Origin of the sequence: Mesorhizobium tianshanense (assembly GCF_007830515.1) — a bacterium.
In the GTDB taxonomy this organism is placed as follows: Bacteria; Pseudomonadota; Alphaproteobacteria; order Rhizobiales; family Rhizobiaceae; genus Mesorhizobium; species Mesorhizobium tianshanense.
This window is the reverse complement of sequence record NZ_VLKT01000105.1, coordinates 1-14033: the sequence shown is the minus strand read 5'-3', so window position 1 is coordinate 14033 and position 14033 is coordinate 1. Positions and strand designations below refer to the sequence as shown.

12 protein-coding genes are annotated in these 14033 nt (G+C 61.0%); 5 read left to right on the top strand and 7 right to left on the bottom strand.

The annotated features are described in order from the left end of the window. On the top strand, positions 1-284 hold a 284-nt coding region (locus IQ26_RS37605; protein ID WP_208760301.1), incomplete at its 5' end, for a transposase. A gap of 206 nt (positions 285-490) precedes the next feature. Here IQ26_RS37605 and IQ26_RS37600 read toward each other — a convergent pair. From IQ26_RS37600 to IQ26_RS37575, 6 genes are all read right to left on the bottom strand, one after another. Next, positions 491-1240, bottom strand: a complete 750-nt coding sequence (locus tag IQ26_RS37600; RefSeq protein WP_145723397.1) for a ribonuclease activity regulator RraA — start codon at positions 1238-1240, stop codon at positions 491-493. Positions 1241-1263: 23 nt separating this feature from the next. Continuing rightward, complete coding sequence (locus tag IQ26_RS37595) at positions 1264-2427, bottom strand: mandelate racemase/muconate lactonizing enzyme family protein (RefSeq protein WP_145723396.1); 1164 nt, start codon at positions 2425-2427, stop codon at positions 1264-1266. A 33-nt stretch (positions 2428-2460) separates the two neighbouring features. Next, positions 2461-3558, bottom strand: coding sequence for an ABC transporter ATP-binding protein (locus IQ26_RS37590; protein ID WP_145723395.1), 1098 nt, complete (start codon positions 3556-3558; stop codon positions 2461-2463). 10 nt (positions 3559-3568) lie between these two features. Continuing rightward, positions 3569-4459 (bottom strand): carbohydrate ABC transporter permease, encoded by an 891-nt coding sequence (locus tag IQ26_RS37585; RefSeq protein ID WP_145723394.1) that lies wholly within the window; start codon positions 4457-4459, stop codon positions 3569-3571. Further along, a complete protein-coding gene (locus IQ26_RS37580) occupies positions 4456-5415 on the bottom strand; it encodes a carbohydrate ABC transporter permease (RefSeq protein WP_145723393.1) in 960 nt (319 codons plus the stop codon). Before IQ26_RS37580 ends, IQ26_RS37585 begins: the two co-directional genes overlap by 4 nt. 180 nt (positions 5416-5595) lie before the next feature. Beyond that, positions 5596-7074, bottom strand: coding sequence for an ABC transporter substrate-binding protein (locus IQ26_RS37575; protein WP_145723392.1), 1479 nt, complete (start codon positions 7072-7074; stop codon positions 5596-5598). 213 nt (positions 7075-7287) lie between these two features. Between IQ26_RS37575 and IQ26_RS37570 the strand changes: the two genes are divergently transcribed. The 4 genes from IQ26_RS37570 (at position 7288) to IQ26_RS37555 (ending at position 11859) form a co-directional block, all read left to right on the top strand. After that, positions 7288-7998 (top strand): GntR family transcriptional regulator, encoded by a 711-nt coding sequence (locus IQ26_RS37570; RefSeq protein ID WP_145723391.1) that lies wholly within the window; start codon positions 7288-7290, stop codon positions 7996-7998. A 56-nt stretch (positions 7999-8054) separates the two neighbouring features. Beyond that, complete coding sequence (locus IQ26_RS37565; RefSeq protein WP_145723390.1) at positions 8055-9221, top strand: mandelate racemase/muconate lactonizing enzyme family protein; 1167 nt, start codon at positions 8055-8057, stop codon at positions 9219-9221. A 62-nt stretch (positions 9222-9283) separates the two neighbouring features. Next, complete coding sequence (locus tag IQ26_RS37560; RefSeq protein WP_145723389.1) at positions 9284-10642, top strand: mandelate racemase/muconate lactonizing enzyme family protein; 1359 nt, start codon at positions 9284-9286, stop codon at positions 10640-10642. Between the two features lie 17 nt (positions 10643-10659). After that, positions 10660-11859: a mandelate racemase/muconate lactonizing enzyme family protein gene (locus IQ26_RS37555; protein ID WP_145723388.1), complete on the top strand. Its 1200-nt coding sequence runs from the start codon at positions 10660-10662 to the stop codon at positions 11857-11859. 228 nt (positions 11860-12087) lie between these two features. Here IQ26_RS37555 and IQ26_RS37550 read toward each other — a convergent pair whose 3' ends face one another. After that, complete coding sequence (locus IQ26_RS37550) at positions 12088-13335, bottom strand: GGDEF domain-containing protein (RefSeq protein ID WP_145723387.1); 1248 nt, start codon at positions 13333-13335, stop codon at positions 12088-12090. Positions 13336-14033 lie beyond the last annotated feature (698 nt).

Here is a 14033-nt window from a genome sequence, read left to right as displayed (position 1 = left end):
AGAGCCACAAGTTCAGGGTCTTCACCGCCGGCCAGAAGCGCCGCGTCACCCCAGCCATCAAGCGCCAGATGCGGCGGCGGTCGGCGGTCGAGCCCGTCATCGGCCACATCAAGAGCGAACACAGAATGGGCCGCAACTACCTCGCCGGCCGCCAGGGCGACGCCCTCAACGCCATCCTGGCCGCCGCCGGCTACAACTTCTCCCTCCTGCTCAGGTGGCTGAAGGATTTTTTGTCGCTCTTGATCGCCCTGCTTCAACTTCGGCCGAAGTCGGTCGCCGCTTAGGGCCCGGATTGTTCACGGTCGACTAATGCATCTTATACGACTATGCGCGATCGGCCGCTTCGCGCGTCATGTCGGTCGTTCAGCTCGACATGCGCGGCGCACGAAAGCAGGCGCCCGACGGCGAAATTCGACTCCCCACTTTTTGCGTAGAGGCCAGCGATACTGCCAGAACGTCTGCCGCCCGCCGCCGCAGGGTTATCCATGCGCTAACTTGGGTTCTCCAACCGGTTCGTTTTGCGCCACTCCTCGTACTCCCCGCGGGCATCGTCATGCAGCGGATAATAGCGTTGCAACGGCGCCCCCTCCATGAGCTTCACTCGCGAGAACTCCTCCCAATCGTGATGCTTCTGCGATTCTTCGATTACTTTCGGGGCCATTGCGACGGGGAGCACCACCACCCCGTCGTCGTCGGCGACGATGATGTCGCCTGGGATCACCGTGACACCGCCGCAGGCAATCGGAATGTTGACGGCATTGGGATAGATGCTGGTCTGCACATGATAATTTGGCGTCCAGCCGCGCAGCCATAGCGGCAGATCGAGCTTTTCGACATTGGGCCGGTCGCGCATGCACCCGTCGATGACGATACCCGCGCCGCCCCTGCCCTTGAAATATGTCGACATCATATCGCCGAAGACGCCCGAGCTCATGTCGCCGCGCGCGTCGACCACCACCACATCGCCCTCCTGCGCGTGGTAGAGCACGTGCCGGTGCAATTGCGTCTCCGGATCGGCATATTCCCCCTCGGTGAAGAGGTCCGGCCGCTGCGGGAGGAACTGCAGCGTCAGCGCCGGCCCGACGATCGACTTCCCGTGGTTCTGCGCCACCGGGCCGACCATGTGCGGATTGCGAAAGCCCATGTGGCCAAGCGTGCCGGCAACCGTCGCGGCGCCGATCTCCCTTAGCGCGTCGAGCAGATCTCTAGGCGGCCTCGTGATGTCAGGAATATGCGTCATGATGGGCTCCGGTTGAAAGGGGGCTACCAGTTCGTAACAGAACCGTCGCGGCGCTTAAGGTGAGGCGCTTCCCAGAAACGCAAACTCTCCGCCCGGACGGCCTTTTCGTTGACCTCGACGCCGAGCCCCGGCAGGTCGCTGACCGGATAATCGGGGCCGTCGAGCCGTGGCTGCACGGGGAAGAAGTCGGAATTGTCGAAGCCCAGCTTTATTTCGGGCACCCTGGTCTCGAGCCACGCGAAGTTGGGTACCGCGCAGGCGAGATGCACGCTCGCGGCCGTGCACACTGGACCAAGCGGATTGTGCGGCATCAGGTCCACATAGTGCGCCTCGCTCCAGCCAGCGACTTTCATCGCCTCGGTGAGCCCGCCGACATTGCAAACATCGAGCCGGTTGAACTGGTGGATGCCGCGCTCGATGTAGGGCAGGAACTGCCACTTGCTGGCAAATTCCTCGCCGATGGCAAAAGGGATGACGGTCATCGTACGCAGGGATTCGTAGGCCTCCGGTGTCTCGTCCCGTATCGGCTCCTCGAGGAAATCAAGCACACCGCGGCCGAGCTTGTTGCAGAAGCTCGCCGCCTCTGCCACCGACAGCCGATGATGATAGTCGATGCCGAGGACGACGTCGTCGCCCAGCGCCTCGCGCGCCTTGTTTAGCATGTTCGCGGTAGCGCCGATCGACTCGCGCGGCTCGAAGATGTCCCTGCTGTTTTGCCCGATGGGGAAGAAGCGGATCGCCTGCCATCCCTGTGTGCGTAGTTCGCGGGCTCGTTCGATGGCAACGTCACCCTCGGCCTCGTCTCCTGTCGAGGCGAAGGTGGGAATGCGGTCGCGCTGCTTGCCGCCCAGCAGCTCGTAGACCGGCACCCCCAGCGCCTTGCCCTTGATGTCGTGAAGGGCGATGTCGATGGCGGAAATCGCCGCCTGCAGAACTCGCCCGCCTTCGAAGTACTGGCTGCGATAAACCTCTTGCCAGATCCGCCCGATCTGCATCGGGTCGCGGCCGATGAGGAACTCGCGATAGTGCTCGACCGCGCCGGCCACCGCCCTCTCGCGACCGCTCAAGCCGCTCTCGCCCCAGCCGAAGATGCCCTGGTCGGTCTCGATCTTGACGAGCATCTGGTTGCGTGTCCCTACCCATATCGCATATGGCTTGATCGCGGTGATCTTGAGCTTCTCAGTCATCTAGCCACGGTTCCCAAACGAACGCGCCCTGTCTCAGTTGGCCTTGAGGGCCATTTCAGTTTCGCCGTCGAACAGATGTATCCGCTCCTGGTCGAACTCGAGCCAAATCTGCTCGTCGGGCGCGACGGCGATGTTGGGGGGCACACTGATGTTGACGATGGCGCCGGAGAGGAACGCCTGCACGAAGGTGACGTCTCCAGTTGGTTCCACCGTATAGGCCTTGGCCGGAATAGCACCGGGGATCGCGCTCTTGTGCAGCTTGATCGTCGAGTGTCGCGCTCCGAGCACGACCTTCTTGGTCGTTGCTCTCGCGACCTTCTGGACGTTGCGCGGCGAGAGCTGAAGGCTCCAGCCCTCCGCGCTGGTCAACACAGTGTTGCCGTTTGCCGTCGATGCCTCCAGCGGAATAAGGCTCATCGCTGGGCTGCCGATAAAGCTGGCGACGAACATGTTCACCGGATGGGCAAAGACCTGCGACGGCGAATCGTATTGCTGCAGATAGCCGCCGTTCATCACAGCCATCCTGTCTGCCATGGTCACGGCCTCGAGCTGGTCGTGCGTCACATAGATGATTGTCGCCTTCAGGTCCTGATGGAACCGCTTGATTTCGGACCGCATCTGCACGCGCAGCTTTGCGTCGAGGTTGGAGAGCGGCTCGTCCATCAGGAATACCGCCGGGTCTCGAACGAGGGCGCGGCCTAGGGCCACGCGCTGCTGTTGTCCGCCTGAGAGTTCACGAGGCTTGCGCTCGAGGAGTTCGGTCATGTCGAGCACGCGCGCCGCTTCCTTGACCTTCTTGTCGATCTCGTCCTTGGGCAGTTTGCGCATCTGCAGCGGGAACGCCAGGTTCTTGTAGACCGATTTCTGCGGGTAGAGCGCGTAGTTCTGGAACACCATTGCGATGTCCCGGTCCTTGGGGTCGAGGTCGTTGACCACCCGGTCACCGATGACGATGTCGCCCGATGTGATCGGGGTCAGCCCCGCGACGAGATTGAGCGTGGTTGTCTTGCCGCAACCGGAAGGCCCGACGAGCGCGACGAACTCACCGTCATTGACCGTCAGCGAAACATCGTTGACGGCTTTGAAAGTGCCATAGGTCTTGACGAGATCTTTGAGGACCACGTGGGCCATCGGCAACTCCCTAGTGCTTGACCGCGCCTTCCGTAAGGGCGCGTACGAAGTATCGTTGCAGGACGAGGAACAGCACCACGACGGGCACGCTCATCATAAAGCTGGCCGCCATCAGGCCCGGAAAGTCCGTCGTATTCTCCGAGAAGAAGCGCTGGATGCCGACCGGCAGGGTCAGCTGTTCGTTCTTGGAGAGGAAGGTGTAGGCGTAGATGTACTCGTTCCACGCGCCGATGAAGGAATAGATCGCGGTAGCGATGATCCCCGGCGTCGAGAGCGGCATCACGATCAGGATGAAGGCCTGGAACCGTGTTGCGCCATCGATGCGCGCCGCCTGCTCGAGCTGCACCGGGATGTTGTCGTAAAAGCCCTTGAGCAGCCAGATCGCCAGCGGCAGGCCGAAGGTGAGATAGGTGAGAATCAGCGAGCCATGCGTGTTCATCAGCCCGAGCACGCGCATCAGGATGAACAGCGGCACGAGAAAGATCACCGCCGGGAACATGTTGCGCAGCAGCACGGCGAAGAACAGAAAGTTCCGGCCGGGGAAACTGAAGCGCGAAAACGCGTAGGCCGCGGGGACAGCCACGATCACGGAAAGGATTGTCGTGACGGTCGACACGAAAAGGCTGTTCCAGAAGAAGCGGAGAAAGTCCTGGCCGACGCTGTTCTGCGGATCGAGCAGCTTCTGGTAGCTGGCGAGGGTAGGCTCGTCCGGCCACCATTGCGGCGGGAACTGCGTCGCCGCGAACCCGGACTTGATCGAGGTGATCAGCATCCAGATCATCGGCACCGCGGTGTAAAGCAGCATGAACGCGAGGAAGATGCGCCCGGCCCACCGCCATCCGTCGACGCGCATGCGGCGACGGGTCCGGTCTCGAGAGGCTGTCTCGGCAATCGTGCTCATGCGCTCCCCTCTTTCCGCTCGTTGCCGGTCAGCGCACGGACGTAGAAGTAGCCCAGCGTCATCAGGGTAAGGAACAGGAGCACCGAATAGGCCGATGCCACACCCCAGCGCTGCCGGCCGAAGGCGAGCTCGTAAATGTGGGTTATCCAGATATGCGATGCGTTCGACGGCCCGCCGCCGGTCATGATCCAGGGAATGATGAAGGAATTGAAGTTGGCCACTGCAAGCAGCAGGATGGTCACCACCGAGACGTTGCGCAGGTGCGGGAAGGTGACGTGCCAGAAGCGCTGCCATGCATTGGCCCCGTCGACTTTTGCGGCGCGCAGCAACTGGTCGGGAACTGTCTGCAGGCCGGCCATCATCATGATCATGGCAAACGGAAACTCGCGCCAGATATTGACGACGATCAGGGAGGGCAGCACCGTGCTGACGTTGTCGATGAAATTCGGCGGCCGGTCGGCCAATCCGAGGCCGACGAGCACCGCGCCGATGATCCCGAAGTCCGAATGGTAGATCCACTTCCAGATATAGGAGGCGGCGACCGCGCTGATGACCCAGGGGATGATCAGGGTGGCACGCAAGACGCCACGGCCGATAAACTCGCGGTGGAGCGCCAGCGCCGTGGCAAACCCGAGGACAAAGGAGATCAAAGTGGACCCCAGTGTCCAGATCAGAGTGTTCCAGGTGACTGTCCAGAACACCTCGCTGGTGAGGATGGTCGTGTAGTTGTCGAAGCCGATGAAGGTCTTGTCACGGAGCTGCAGCCCAGGCGGCGTCTTGAAGAACGACAGCTCGATCGTGTAGTAGATCGGATAGGCGATGACGATGAGCATCACGGCGATCGCGGGAAGCACGTACGCGTAGTCGGCGCGATGCTCCCAGATACTCCGCAGCACGCCGGGTCTACCGGGTTGCAATGTTCGGCGGGCCTCGGCCTTGCCGGTCACGATCGTCACTGTGGCGTGCCCTTGTTCTTCGGAACGAACCGGCTGCACTATCGGCGCATCCGGTCAGATCACAGGTCAGGCTTGGACTGAAGCAATTCCAGGAAAAGTGTGAAACGGTTTTCCGTCCGGAATTTGCGTCAAAACAAACGGATAGAGCAGTTCACCGTTTCCGTGAAACGGTGAACTGCTCTACAGTCCGCCCATCAGCTCTTTTACCCTCTTGGCCGCGTCGTCCGCTGCCTGGTCGACGGTCATCGCTCCGGTCAGGGCATTCTGCAGCATGTCCGGGACGATGATGTTCATGATCTCGGGGGCCTGCGGCAGCGCCGGGAACGGGATGCCGTATGGCAGCATCGAGGTCGTGACATCGAGGAACTCGATGTTGTCGAGACGTTCCTTCATCCATTTGGTCTTGAAGCCGTTAAGGTTGCCCGGGTTCGAGCCGGCGTAGGCCATCTTCAGCGACCATTCAGGGCTCGTCCACATGCAGATGATAGCCTTTGCAGCCGGCTCGTCTACCTTGCCGCCCTCGACATATTCGGGCTTCAGGATGTGAATGTTCGAGCCGCCGAACACGACGGCGCGCTTGCCGTCGGGGCCAGTCGGAATCAGGCCGTAGCGCATGTTGTCGATGACGGTCTGCGCCTTGTCCTTGTCGGTGCCCGTCGCCTTCTTCTGCAGGTCGAGCATCACGTCGTAGTCGGACGGGTGCGAGATCATCATGCCAAGCTGGCCGGCGACGAACAGGGGCTGGTTATCGGCTTGCTGGTTGGTGAGTGCCGAAACCGGAACCGACTTGTCCCGAACGTACATGTCGTACGAGGCTTGCAGCGCCGCCTTGCTCTGCGGGCTATCGAGCTGGACCTGCTCATAGGTCGGGTTCGCCGTCGCTTCGTCGAAGACGCCGCCGCCATAGGCCCACAGCTGTGGCATGAAGCGGTACGGCGTATTGCCGGCATTCTTGCGAGCCACGAGGCCGTAGCCGGCAATGCCGAGCTTGTCGTGGATCTGCTTGGAGTATTTGACGACGTCGTCCCAGGTTGCCGGAGCCTTGTCTGGATCGAGGCCCGCCCGCTTGAAGATGTCGGCGTTCCAGATGAACGCCATCGTCTCGTTGTTGGTCGGAATGCCGTAGGTTACGCCCTCCCAGGTTACGGCCTTCATGGCGCCGGGCCAGAAATCATCGGTGGTATAGCCCACATCCTCGGGTTTGAGCGGCTCCAGATAGCCCTTTGACGCGAACTCGGTACCACCCAGGATTTGCAGGCGGACCGCCATCGGCGCGGCATTGCCCAGGAGCGCCGTGCGGAACTTGTCAAGAAGGTCGTTATAGGTGAGGGCTTGTTCCTCGAGCTGGATGTTCGGATAGGTCTTGCGGAAGGTCTCGAAGAAATCCTTGTAGTACTGGCGCAGCAGGTCGGGGTCGCCCTCGAACACGCCCTGATACCAGAAAGTCAGCCGCCCCTTGTAGTCGAGCGGGGTGACCTTGGCGCAATCGGCCGCCGTGTCAAAATCCTGTGTGCCAGCGATGGAGCGCACATATTCCGGCGACCACTTGTTTAGGTCGACCGGCGGCGCGCCCAGCGCCGATGTGGACATCAGCGATGCCATCAAAGCGGTGACGACAGTGCCGCGCAGGACCGCACTGCCGAGTGTAATCCTCGTCATAGGTATCCTCCTGATTCTCCCATGCCGCTCTGCACCGGGGCAAGCGGTCCTTGCTTGTTCGACCGCCGGGATGCGCCTTTCTGCTCTATGTATCCCTTCGATCACTTCATACATTTTCAGATCGTGGATTGCCTGTCAACGCGTTGGATCGTACATTGTTTGGGGAATCCATGCGTGATATCGGGCAGTACGTGTATGATAAAGGAGCCGGCCTTGGCCGAAATAAGCGATTTCAAAGCCATGCCACCTGTGGGGATTGATCCCATCGGGGCCTCCAGCGAGGGCGCCTCGCTTTATGAACGGATCAGGGAAGACATCATTGAGGGACGGCTCGCCGCCAACGAACGGCTTGTGGTCACCGATCTCGCCCGGCGTCACGGCACCTCGACCAACCCAGTGCGCGAAGCGCTGCAGCTGTTGCGTGGGGAGGGCTTTGTCACCTTTGTCGCCAACCGCGGGGCGCGCGTCCGACCCATAGATCAGGATTTTGTCCGGGACATCTACGAGATCGGTGTTCTGATCGAGCCAGCCCTGACGCGATGGTTTGTGAATATGGCCACCGGCGAGGACATCGCCGAACTCGAACGTATCCAGGGCCTGATCGAAGAGAACGACTTCGCCGACACGTTCAGGCACAGTGAGCTGGACACCGCCTTCCACACCGTGATGTACCAGCGGCACTATAACCGCCATGCCGCCGAGCTTTGGTGGAAGCATCGCGAAGTGCTGCGAGCCGTGAGCCGGCGTTTCAATTTCACGCTCGCGCGACGGGCCGCGATCATGCGCGAGCACCGCGAACTCATCGCGCTCGTAAAGGCGGGAGATGCCGACAAGGCGGCCGAACTCGTTTCCCGCCATGTCGAGGGTTCCGGCCGGCATATTCTCGAACAGATGCGTGCGCGCAACGCCGCTCGGGCCGGATAGGACGAGGTCCAGTCTAGAACATCGTTAACCTGACCATTTCAGATAAAGGTAATGAGATGAAAATCACAAGCATTCGGCCGTGGCTGATCAAGTCCGATGCTTCTTACTGGGGAGAGTTCCTGTTCGTCGAGGTGATGACCGACGAGGGGGTGAGTGGCTGGGGAGAGATCACTACCACTACAAGGCTCGCCAACCGCGCGCTCTGCACGATCCTGCGGCAGATTGGCGTCGCCGTAACAGGCGAGGATCCAGCGCGTATCGAGCATCTCTGGCACAAGATTTTCCGCAGCTTCACCTACGTGGGCAGCCGCGGCGCCGCCGTCGAATGCGTGAGCGCCATCGATATAGCCCTCTGGGACATCCGGGGCAAAGTCCTCGGTAAGCCGATTTACGAGCTGCTGGGCGGACCAGTCCGCGATGAAATCGCGCTCTACACCCATCCCAACCAAGCCAAATTCACCAGCAAGGAGGCAGTGGTCCGCGAAATCTTGGACATCGTCGAGTCCGGACACACTGCGCTCAAGTTCGATCCTTACCCCCACCAGCGCCGCAGCGCCGATGGCCTGTCCCGCGAACAGCGGGACGGCTACCTCGATGGCAGCATGACCCGCAAGGACGAGCGCGAAGCCGCCGAACTCACGGCTCTGATCCGCGAAACGGCGGGGCCCGATGTCGACATTCTCATCGATGCGCATGGCCGCTTCGACGTTCCCACCGCCATTCGCCTCTGTCGGAGCCTCGAGGAAGCCGGCCAGATCGACTGGTTTGAGGAGCCCTGCCCGCCCGAAAGCCTTAACGCGCTGAAGCAGGTGCGTGAGAAGGTCAGTGCCGCTATCTCCTGGGGCGAGCGCGGCCACACGAAGTGGGATTTCGTGCCGGTGCTCGAGAACAAGCTCGCTGACTACATCATGCCGGACGTCACTTGGACCGGCGGCATTACCGAGCTCAAGAAGATTTCCGCCCTATGCGAAGCCTACTACGTCCCGATCTCGCCACATGACGCCGCGGGACCGATCAACGTGGTTGCGGGAGCGCAGGTGATGATGACCGTTCCCAACTTCTACAAACTCGAAACGTCGGAGTGGAACCTGGGCAAATACGATCACCTCATCGACAGACCGCTCGACAATTCGAACGGCAGCCTCAAGCTGACCTCGAGGCCAGGTCTCGGTATTGAGATGAACCGCGACTACCTGCAGGCCCATGAGATTGAGCTGGGCTAGCAACTCTATGTCGGCCCAGCGTGCTGGGCGACAAGCGCCGCCGACCAGAACGAGGATAAATCATGCCAAAGACGGATGGGGCCGACGAGGCGCTCAATCGGGTGAACACGAACTCTAAGCCATCCCAGCTTCGCATCACGGACATGCGGGTAGCCGAAATCGTCGGCGCGCCGTTCACCTCAGCGCTGCTCAAGATTTACACCAACCAGGGCATCGTCGGGCTTGGCGAGGTGCGCGACGGCGCCAGCGCCACCTACGCGCTGATGCTGAAGAGCCGGCTGCTTGGCGAGAACCCCTGTGACATCGACCGGCTGTTCCGCCGCATCAAGCAATTTGGCGACCATGGGCGGCAGGGTGGTGGTGTCTCGGCAGTCGAGATCGCCCTCTGGGACCTCGCCGGCAAGGCTTATGGCGTGCCGATCTACCAGATGCTCGGGGGACGGTTCCGCGACAAGGTGCGTGTCTATTGCGACACCGACGCGGAGAAGCCCAGTGGCACCGAGACCGGCAAGCGGCTCAAGGCGCGGATGGATCTCGGTTTCACCTTCCTCAAGATGGACCTTGGGTTGGCGCAGATCTCCCACATCCCAGGCGCGGTGGTCGCACCGGCTGGCGTGCTCGAAGGGTTTTATGCAAATCTACGCGGCCGTGGCGGCGCGCTCGAGGAGCGTAAGGCTCGTAATCTCGCCTACGATGCGCAGAACGTGCAGCACCCGTTCACGGGCCTGCATTTCACCGAAAAGGGGATTGACCTGCTCGAGCAGTATATCCACGAGGTTCGCGAGGTTATCGGATACGAGATCCCGCTCGCCATTGATCATGTCGGCCACATCTCGCTGCAGGACGGCATACGCCTGTCGCGCCGTATCGAGAAATACGTTCCCGCCTGGCTCGAGGACGTGATTCCATGGCAGTACACCGAGCAGTACCGACAATTGCAGGACGCCACCACCGTACCGATCTGCACCGGCGAGGACATCTACCTCAAGGAGGGCTTCGAGCCTCTCCTCAAGAGCGGCGGCCTCTCCGTTATCCACCCGGACCTGCTCACCACCGGCGGCATCCTCGAGACCAAGAAGATCGGCGACATGGCGCAGGACCACGGCGTCGCCATGGCCATCCATATGGCCGAAAGTCCGATCGCCGCAATGGCCGCGGCACATGTCGCGACCGCGACCGAAAACTTCATGGCGCTCGAATACCACTCCGTCGACGTCGACTGGTGGGACGATATCGTCACGGGCGTTCCCAAGCCGCTCGTGCAGGACGGTTTTATCACTGTTCCCGACAAGCCGGGCCTGGGGATTGACGACGTCGTCGACGAGGTGATTTCGCAGCATCTGCAGACGGGTGTCAGCGGCATCTGGCAGCCCACAGATCACTGGGACAACGAGTATTCCTGGGACCGCACCTGGAGCTGAGGCGAAAAGAACCGAAGATGAAGATCACCGACCTCCGCTGTGCCGTTATCGGCAGGCACCCCATCGTCCGCATCGTTACCGATGAGGGCCTTTATGGCCTGGGCGAAGTCGAGTTCACCAAGACCTACCTCAAGCCCTGGGTGCTGCATTTCCGCGAGGCGCTGATCGGCGAGGACCCAACCGACGTCGAGCGGGTGATGCTGAAGATCCGCCAGCGCGGCTCTTTCAAGCCCTATGGCGCGGCGGTTAGCGCGATCGAGCATGCGCTATGGGACATCGCCGGCAAGGCCGCAGGCGTGCCGGCCTACAAATTGCTCGGCGGCAAGGTGCGCGACAAGGTGCGCGTCTATAACGGCTCGATCCGCCAGAAACGCACAGGCGACCGGCCGGAGGATTACGCCGCTGACGTCAAATGGATGATGGAGCAGCCGCAGAACTTCTTCATGATCAAGCAAGGAATCTCGTTCCACTCCAACATGAAGGACACCATCGAGGGCTTCCATTACGGCGTGACGCAGAAGAAGGCCGGCTATCACGGTGCCATGGATCAGGGCGTGATCAGCGAGCGCGGCTTCAATCACATGCTCGACTGCGTGATCGCGATGAAGGAAGTGCTAGGCGACAAGGTCAGCCTAGCGCTCGACTGCGGCCCGGGCTGGATGCTGCCCGATGCGATCAAGTTCGCTCACGCGGTCGAGAAGTACAATTTGATGTGGCTCGAGGACATGCTGACTGGCGACTATGTGCCGTGGGTCAATCCGCAGGCCTATCGGGAGCTGACCACCTCCACCTCGACGCCAATCCATACCGGCGAGCAGATCTACCTGCGCCATAATTTCAAGGAGCTGATCGAGACGCAGGCGGTGCGCGTCATCGGCCCCGATCCTGCCGATATCGGTGGCATCGCCGAGCTCAAATGGGTCGCCGAGCACGCCTACATGCACTCGATCCTAATGGCGCCGCACGGCACGGCGAACGGCCTGCTCGGCCTCGGCGCGCTGATCAATGTCTGCGCCACCTTGCCCGCCAATTACGTGGCCTTCGAATATCCCAGCGCCTCGGACCCGTGGTGGAACGACATCGTAATCGGCCTGCCCAAACAGGTGGTGAAGGATTCGATGATCGACCTGCTGGAAGCGCCGGGGTTGGGCCTCGATATCGACGCCGAAGCAGCCGGGAAGTATCTCAGGGAAGAGGATGCGGGCTTCTTCGACTGAGCCATCCTTATTTCGCCACCCTTCACCACGCTGACCGCTTCACGCAAATTGGCATCCGGAATGACCGCTTCGGGGTCATTCGCGACTATGCAAGCGGGGTGCCTCAACCTCCGCTTCAGTGCTGGTTGTCGGAAGGTCGGCTATCGGGCAGCAAATGGGCTGATGAAGGACCCCTCAGAGTCAAAACGTTCGCGTTCCTCAGCCGCGTCGCGGGCCTACTCGACGGCATCACCGTATCGACTGAAATTGTTTGCGCTCGGATGACTCCGGTCTGTGGAGCAGCACTCGATTGCGGCCGGTCTGCTTGGCAAGATAGAGTGCTGCATCCGCCTGACGCTGAAGCTGCTCGGGTGAGATGGCCTCGTCAGCCGCCTGGACCGCAACTCCAATACTGAGGGTGACGCGGCGCGACACGCGAGATGCAGGGTTGGGAAGAGCGGCGGCCTCAACGCTCTCACGAATTCGCTCAGCCACAGAGATGGCCTCTTCCTTATCTACCCTGGGCAGCAGCACGAGGAATTCTTCGCCGCCGTAGCGGGCCACGTGATCGCAATCGCGCCTCACGTTTTCCTGGATAATGCTGGCGACCTCGACCAGACAGCGATCGCCCTCGGCATGGCCGAGGTGATCGTTCAGCTTCTTGAAGTCGTCGATGTCGCACATTAGCATGGCGGCACCATCGGGGCATTTTCTGCCACCGCCCCATAGGCGGTCGAGCGTTTCCGTCATCCAGCGCCGGTTGGCGATGCCGGTGAGTGGATCGGTACTTGCCAGGAGTTCCAGCCGATCGTTCGCTTCCGCCAGTTCGGCGACTCTGTGCCGGTCGCGAAGCTCAAACAGGAAAGTCTTCTGAGCGAGAATTGTCATGATGCGCCGCGCGGCGACAGTTGCGAAGATCCCGCTGGCGAAAAACAGCGTCGCAGCCACGGCGCTCCCAAATTCGATGCCCGGGTTCTGCAGCTGAAAAACGAGATAGAGACCGAGGGCCAATGCGGCGATAGTCACCGTCCAGGCCAGCGGGATGCCGAAGATGATGATGGCTGTAATGGCCACGAACAGCATGATGTTCAAGTGTCGTTCGTAGAACTCGCCACCAGCGCTTACGCCGACCAATGCAACCGACAACAAGATGAGGAACATGCCCGAGATCAGCGAAGCCCCTTGGAGCCAGGGCGCCTGCGGTTTTCGCCAGACAAGGATGACGACCAGAATGACGGGCGGGATGATGGCGCCAGGCAGGAGCATGGACAGCGCGATCGCCCTTGGCAGCATCAACATGTTGAGCGCCAGGGTTAGCACATCCAAAAAAGCCACCCAGATCATCCAGGCGCGGATGATCTTCGCCGTTTGCGACCAGACACGTGCTCGGAACAGGCGTTTGATCTCGCCTTTGAGGCGGATATCGCGCGTGCGGCGCGCCAGAAGTCGGTCAACTTCTGAAGTTATGGCAGGGTCATCCTGCACTTCGAGGTGCATCTGATCTGACACAATCGATTGGCCCTTAAACCGCTTTCTCCTGAACATCCATCCGAGTCATCCGGTCGTCGGCGATGGGCAAGGATGCCAAGTTATCCTGAAGATTTAATTTCTAGCAGGAAATGATTTGCGTATTCAGTTGTAGCCCCACGCTAAGCAACCGTGTTTGGCTGCATCGTTGATCGAGACCTGCTAGCTAAGGCTGCACCATGTCAACGAGACTGTGCTGCGGATCAGTGGTCTACCGGGACATAGGCAGACAGGAGGGCTGTCTGGCGGTTAGCGGAAGTCTGGAGCTGGCCTCTACGACCAAGTTGGCATCAATTGCGAACGGCAACTTTTCATCCTTCAATTCCAAGAGCGGACAGTCCGCTTCCGTGAAGAGTTTCGGGCGCCGGCAGGCGTACGAAAGTCCCCGAGGAAGGAACCCGCGGGCCACAGGCGATGGCTATGGGGATTTCGGATTTCGGCAGATGTCGGCGATTGCGCGACCGCCGTCGGGAAGCTCTGGGGTGAATGCGGACAGACCGCTTCGTTGCGCCTCCGCGCGGTGTTGTCGGGACGGTGGGCAGCTGGGCGCGGCCCTGTCGGCGCCGATGATCACCATGGACGCGCGTGGGTTCGCCGCCGGAGGCTGAGTGCCTGCAGCTGAAGGCGGAACCATTCCATGCCGGGTCATGGCGTGCTGCTGCTCCCGG

Excerpts from the sequence above, each read along its gene's own strand:
- IQ26_RS37600 (WP_145723397.1), bottom strand. The coding sequence starts at position 1,240 with ATGACGCATATTCCTGACATCACGAGGCCGCCTAGAGATCTGCTCGAC.
- IQ26_RS37595 (WP_145723396.1), bottom strand. The coding sequence starts at position 2,427 with ATGACTGAGAAGCTCAAGATCACCGCGATCAAGCCATATGCGATATGG.
- IQ26_RS37590 (WP_145723395.1), bottom strand. The coding sequence starts at position 3,558 with ATGGCCCACGTGGTCCTCAAAGATCTCGTCAAGACCTATGGCACTTTC.
- IQ26_RS37585 (WP_145723394.1), bottom strand. The coding sequence starts at position 4,459 with ATGAGCACGATTGCCGAGACAGCCTCTCGAGACCGGACCCGTCGCCGC.
- IQ26_RS37575 (WP_145723392.1), bottom strand. The coding sequence starts at position 7,074 with ATGACGAGGATTACACTCGGCAGTGCGGTCCTGCGCGGCACTGTCGTC.
- IQ26_RS37565 (WP_145723390.1), top strand. The coding sequence starts at position 8,055 with ATGAAAATCACAAGCATTCGGCCGTGGCTGATCAAGTCCGATGCTTCT.
- IQ26_RS37560 (WP_145723389.1), top strand. The coding sequence starts at position 9,284 with ATGCCAAAGACGGATGGGGCCGACGAGGCGCTCAATCGGGTGAACACG.
- IQ26_RS37555 (WP_145723388.1), top strand. The coding sequence starts at position 10,660 with ATGAAGATCACCGACCTCCGCTGTGCCGTTATCGGCAGGCACCCCATC.
- IQ26_RS37550 (WP_145723387.1), bottom strand. The coding sequence starts at position 13,335 with ATGCACCTCGAAGTGCAGGATGACCCTGCCATAACTTCAGAAGTTGAC.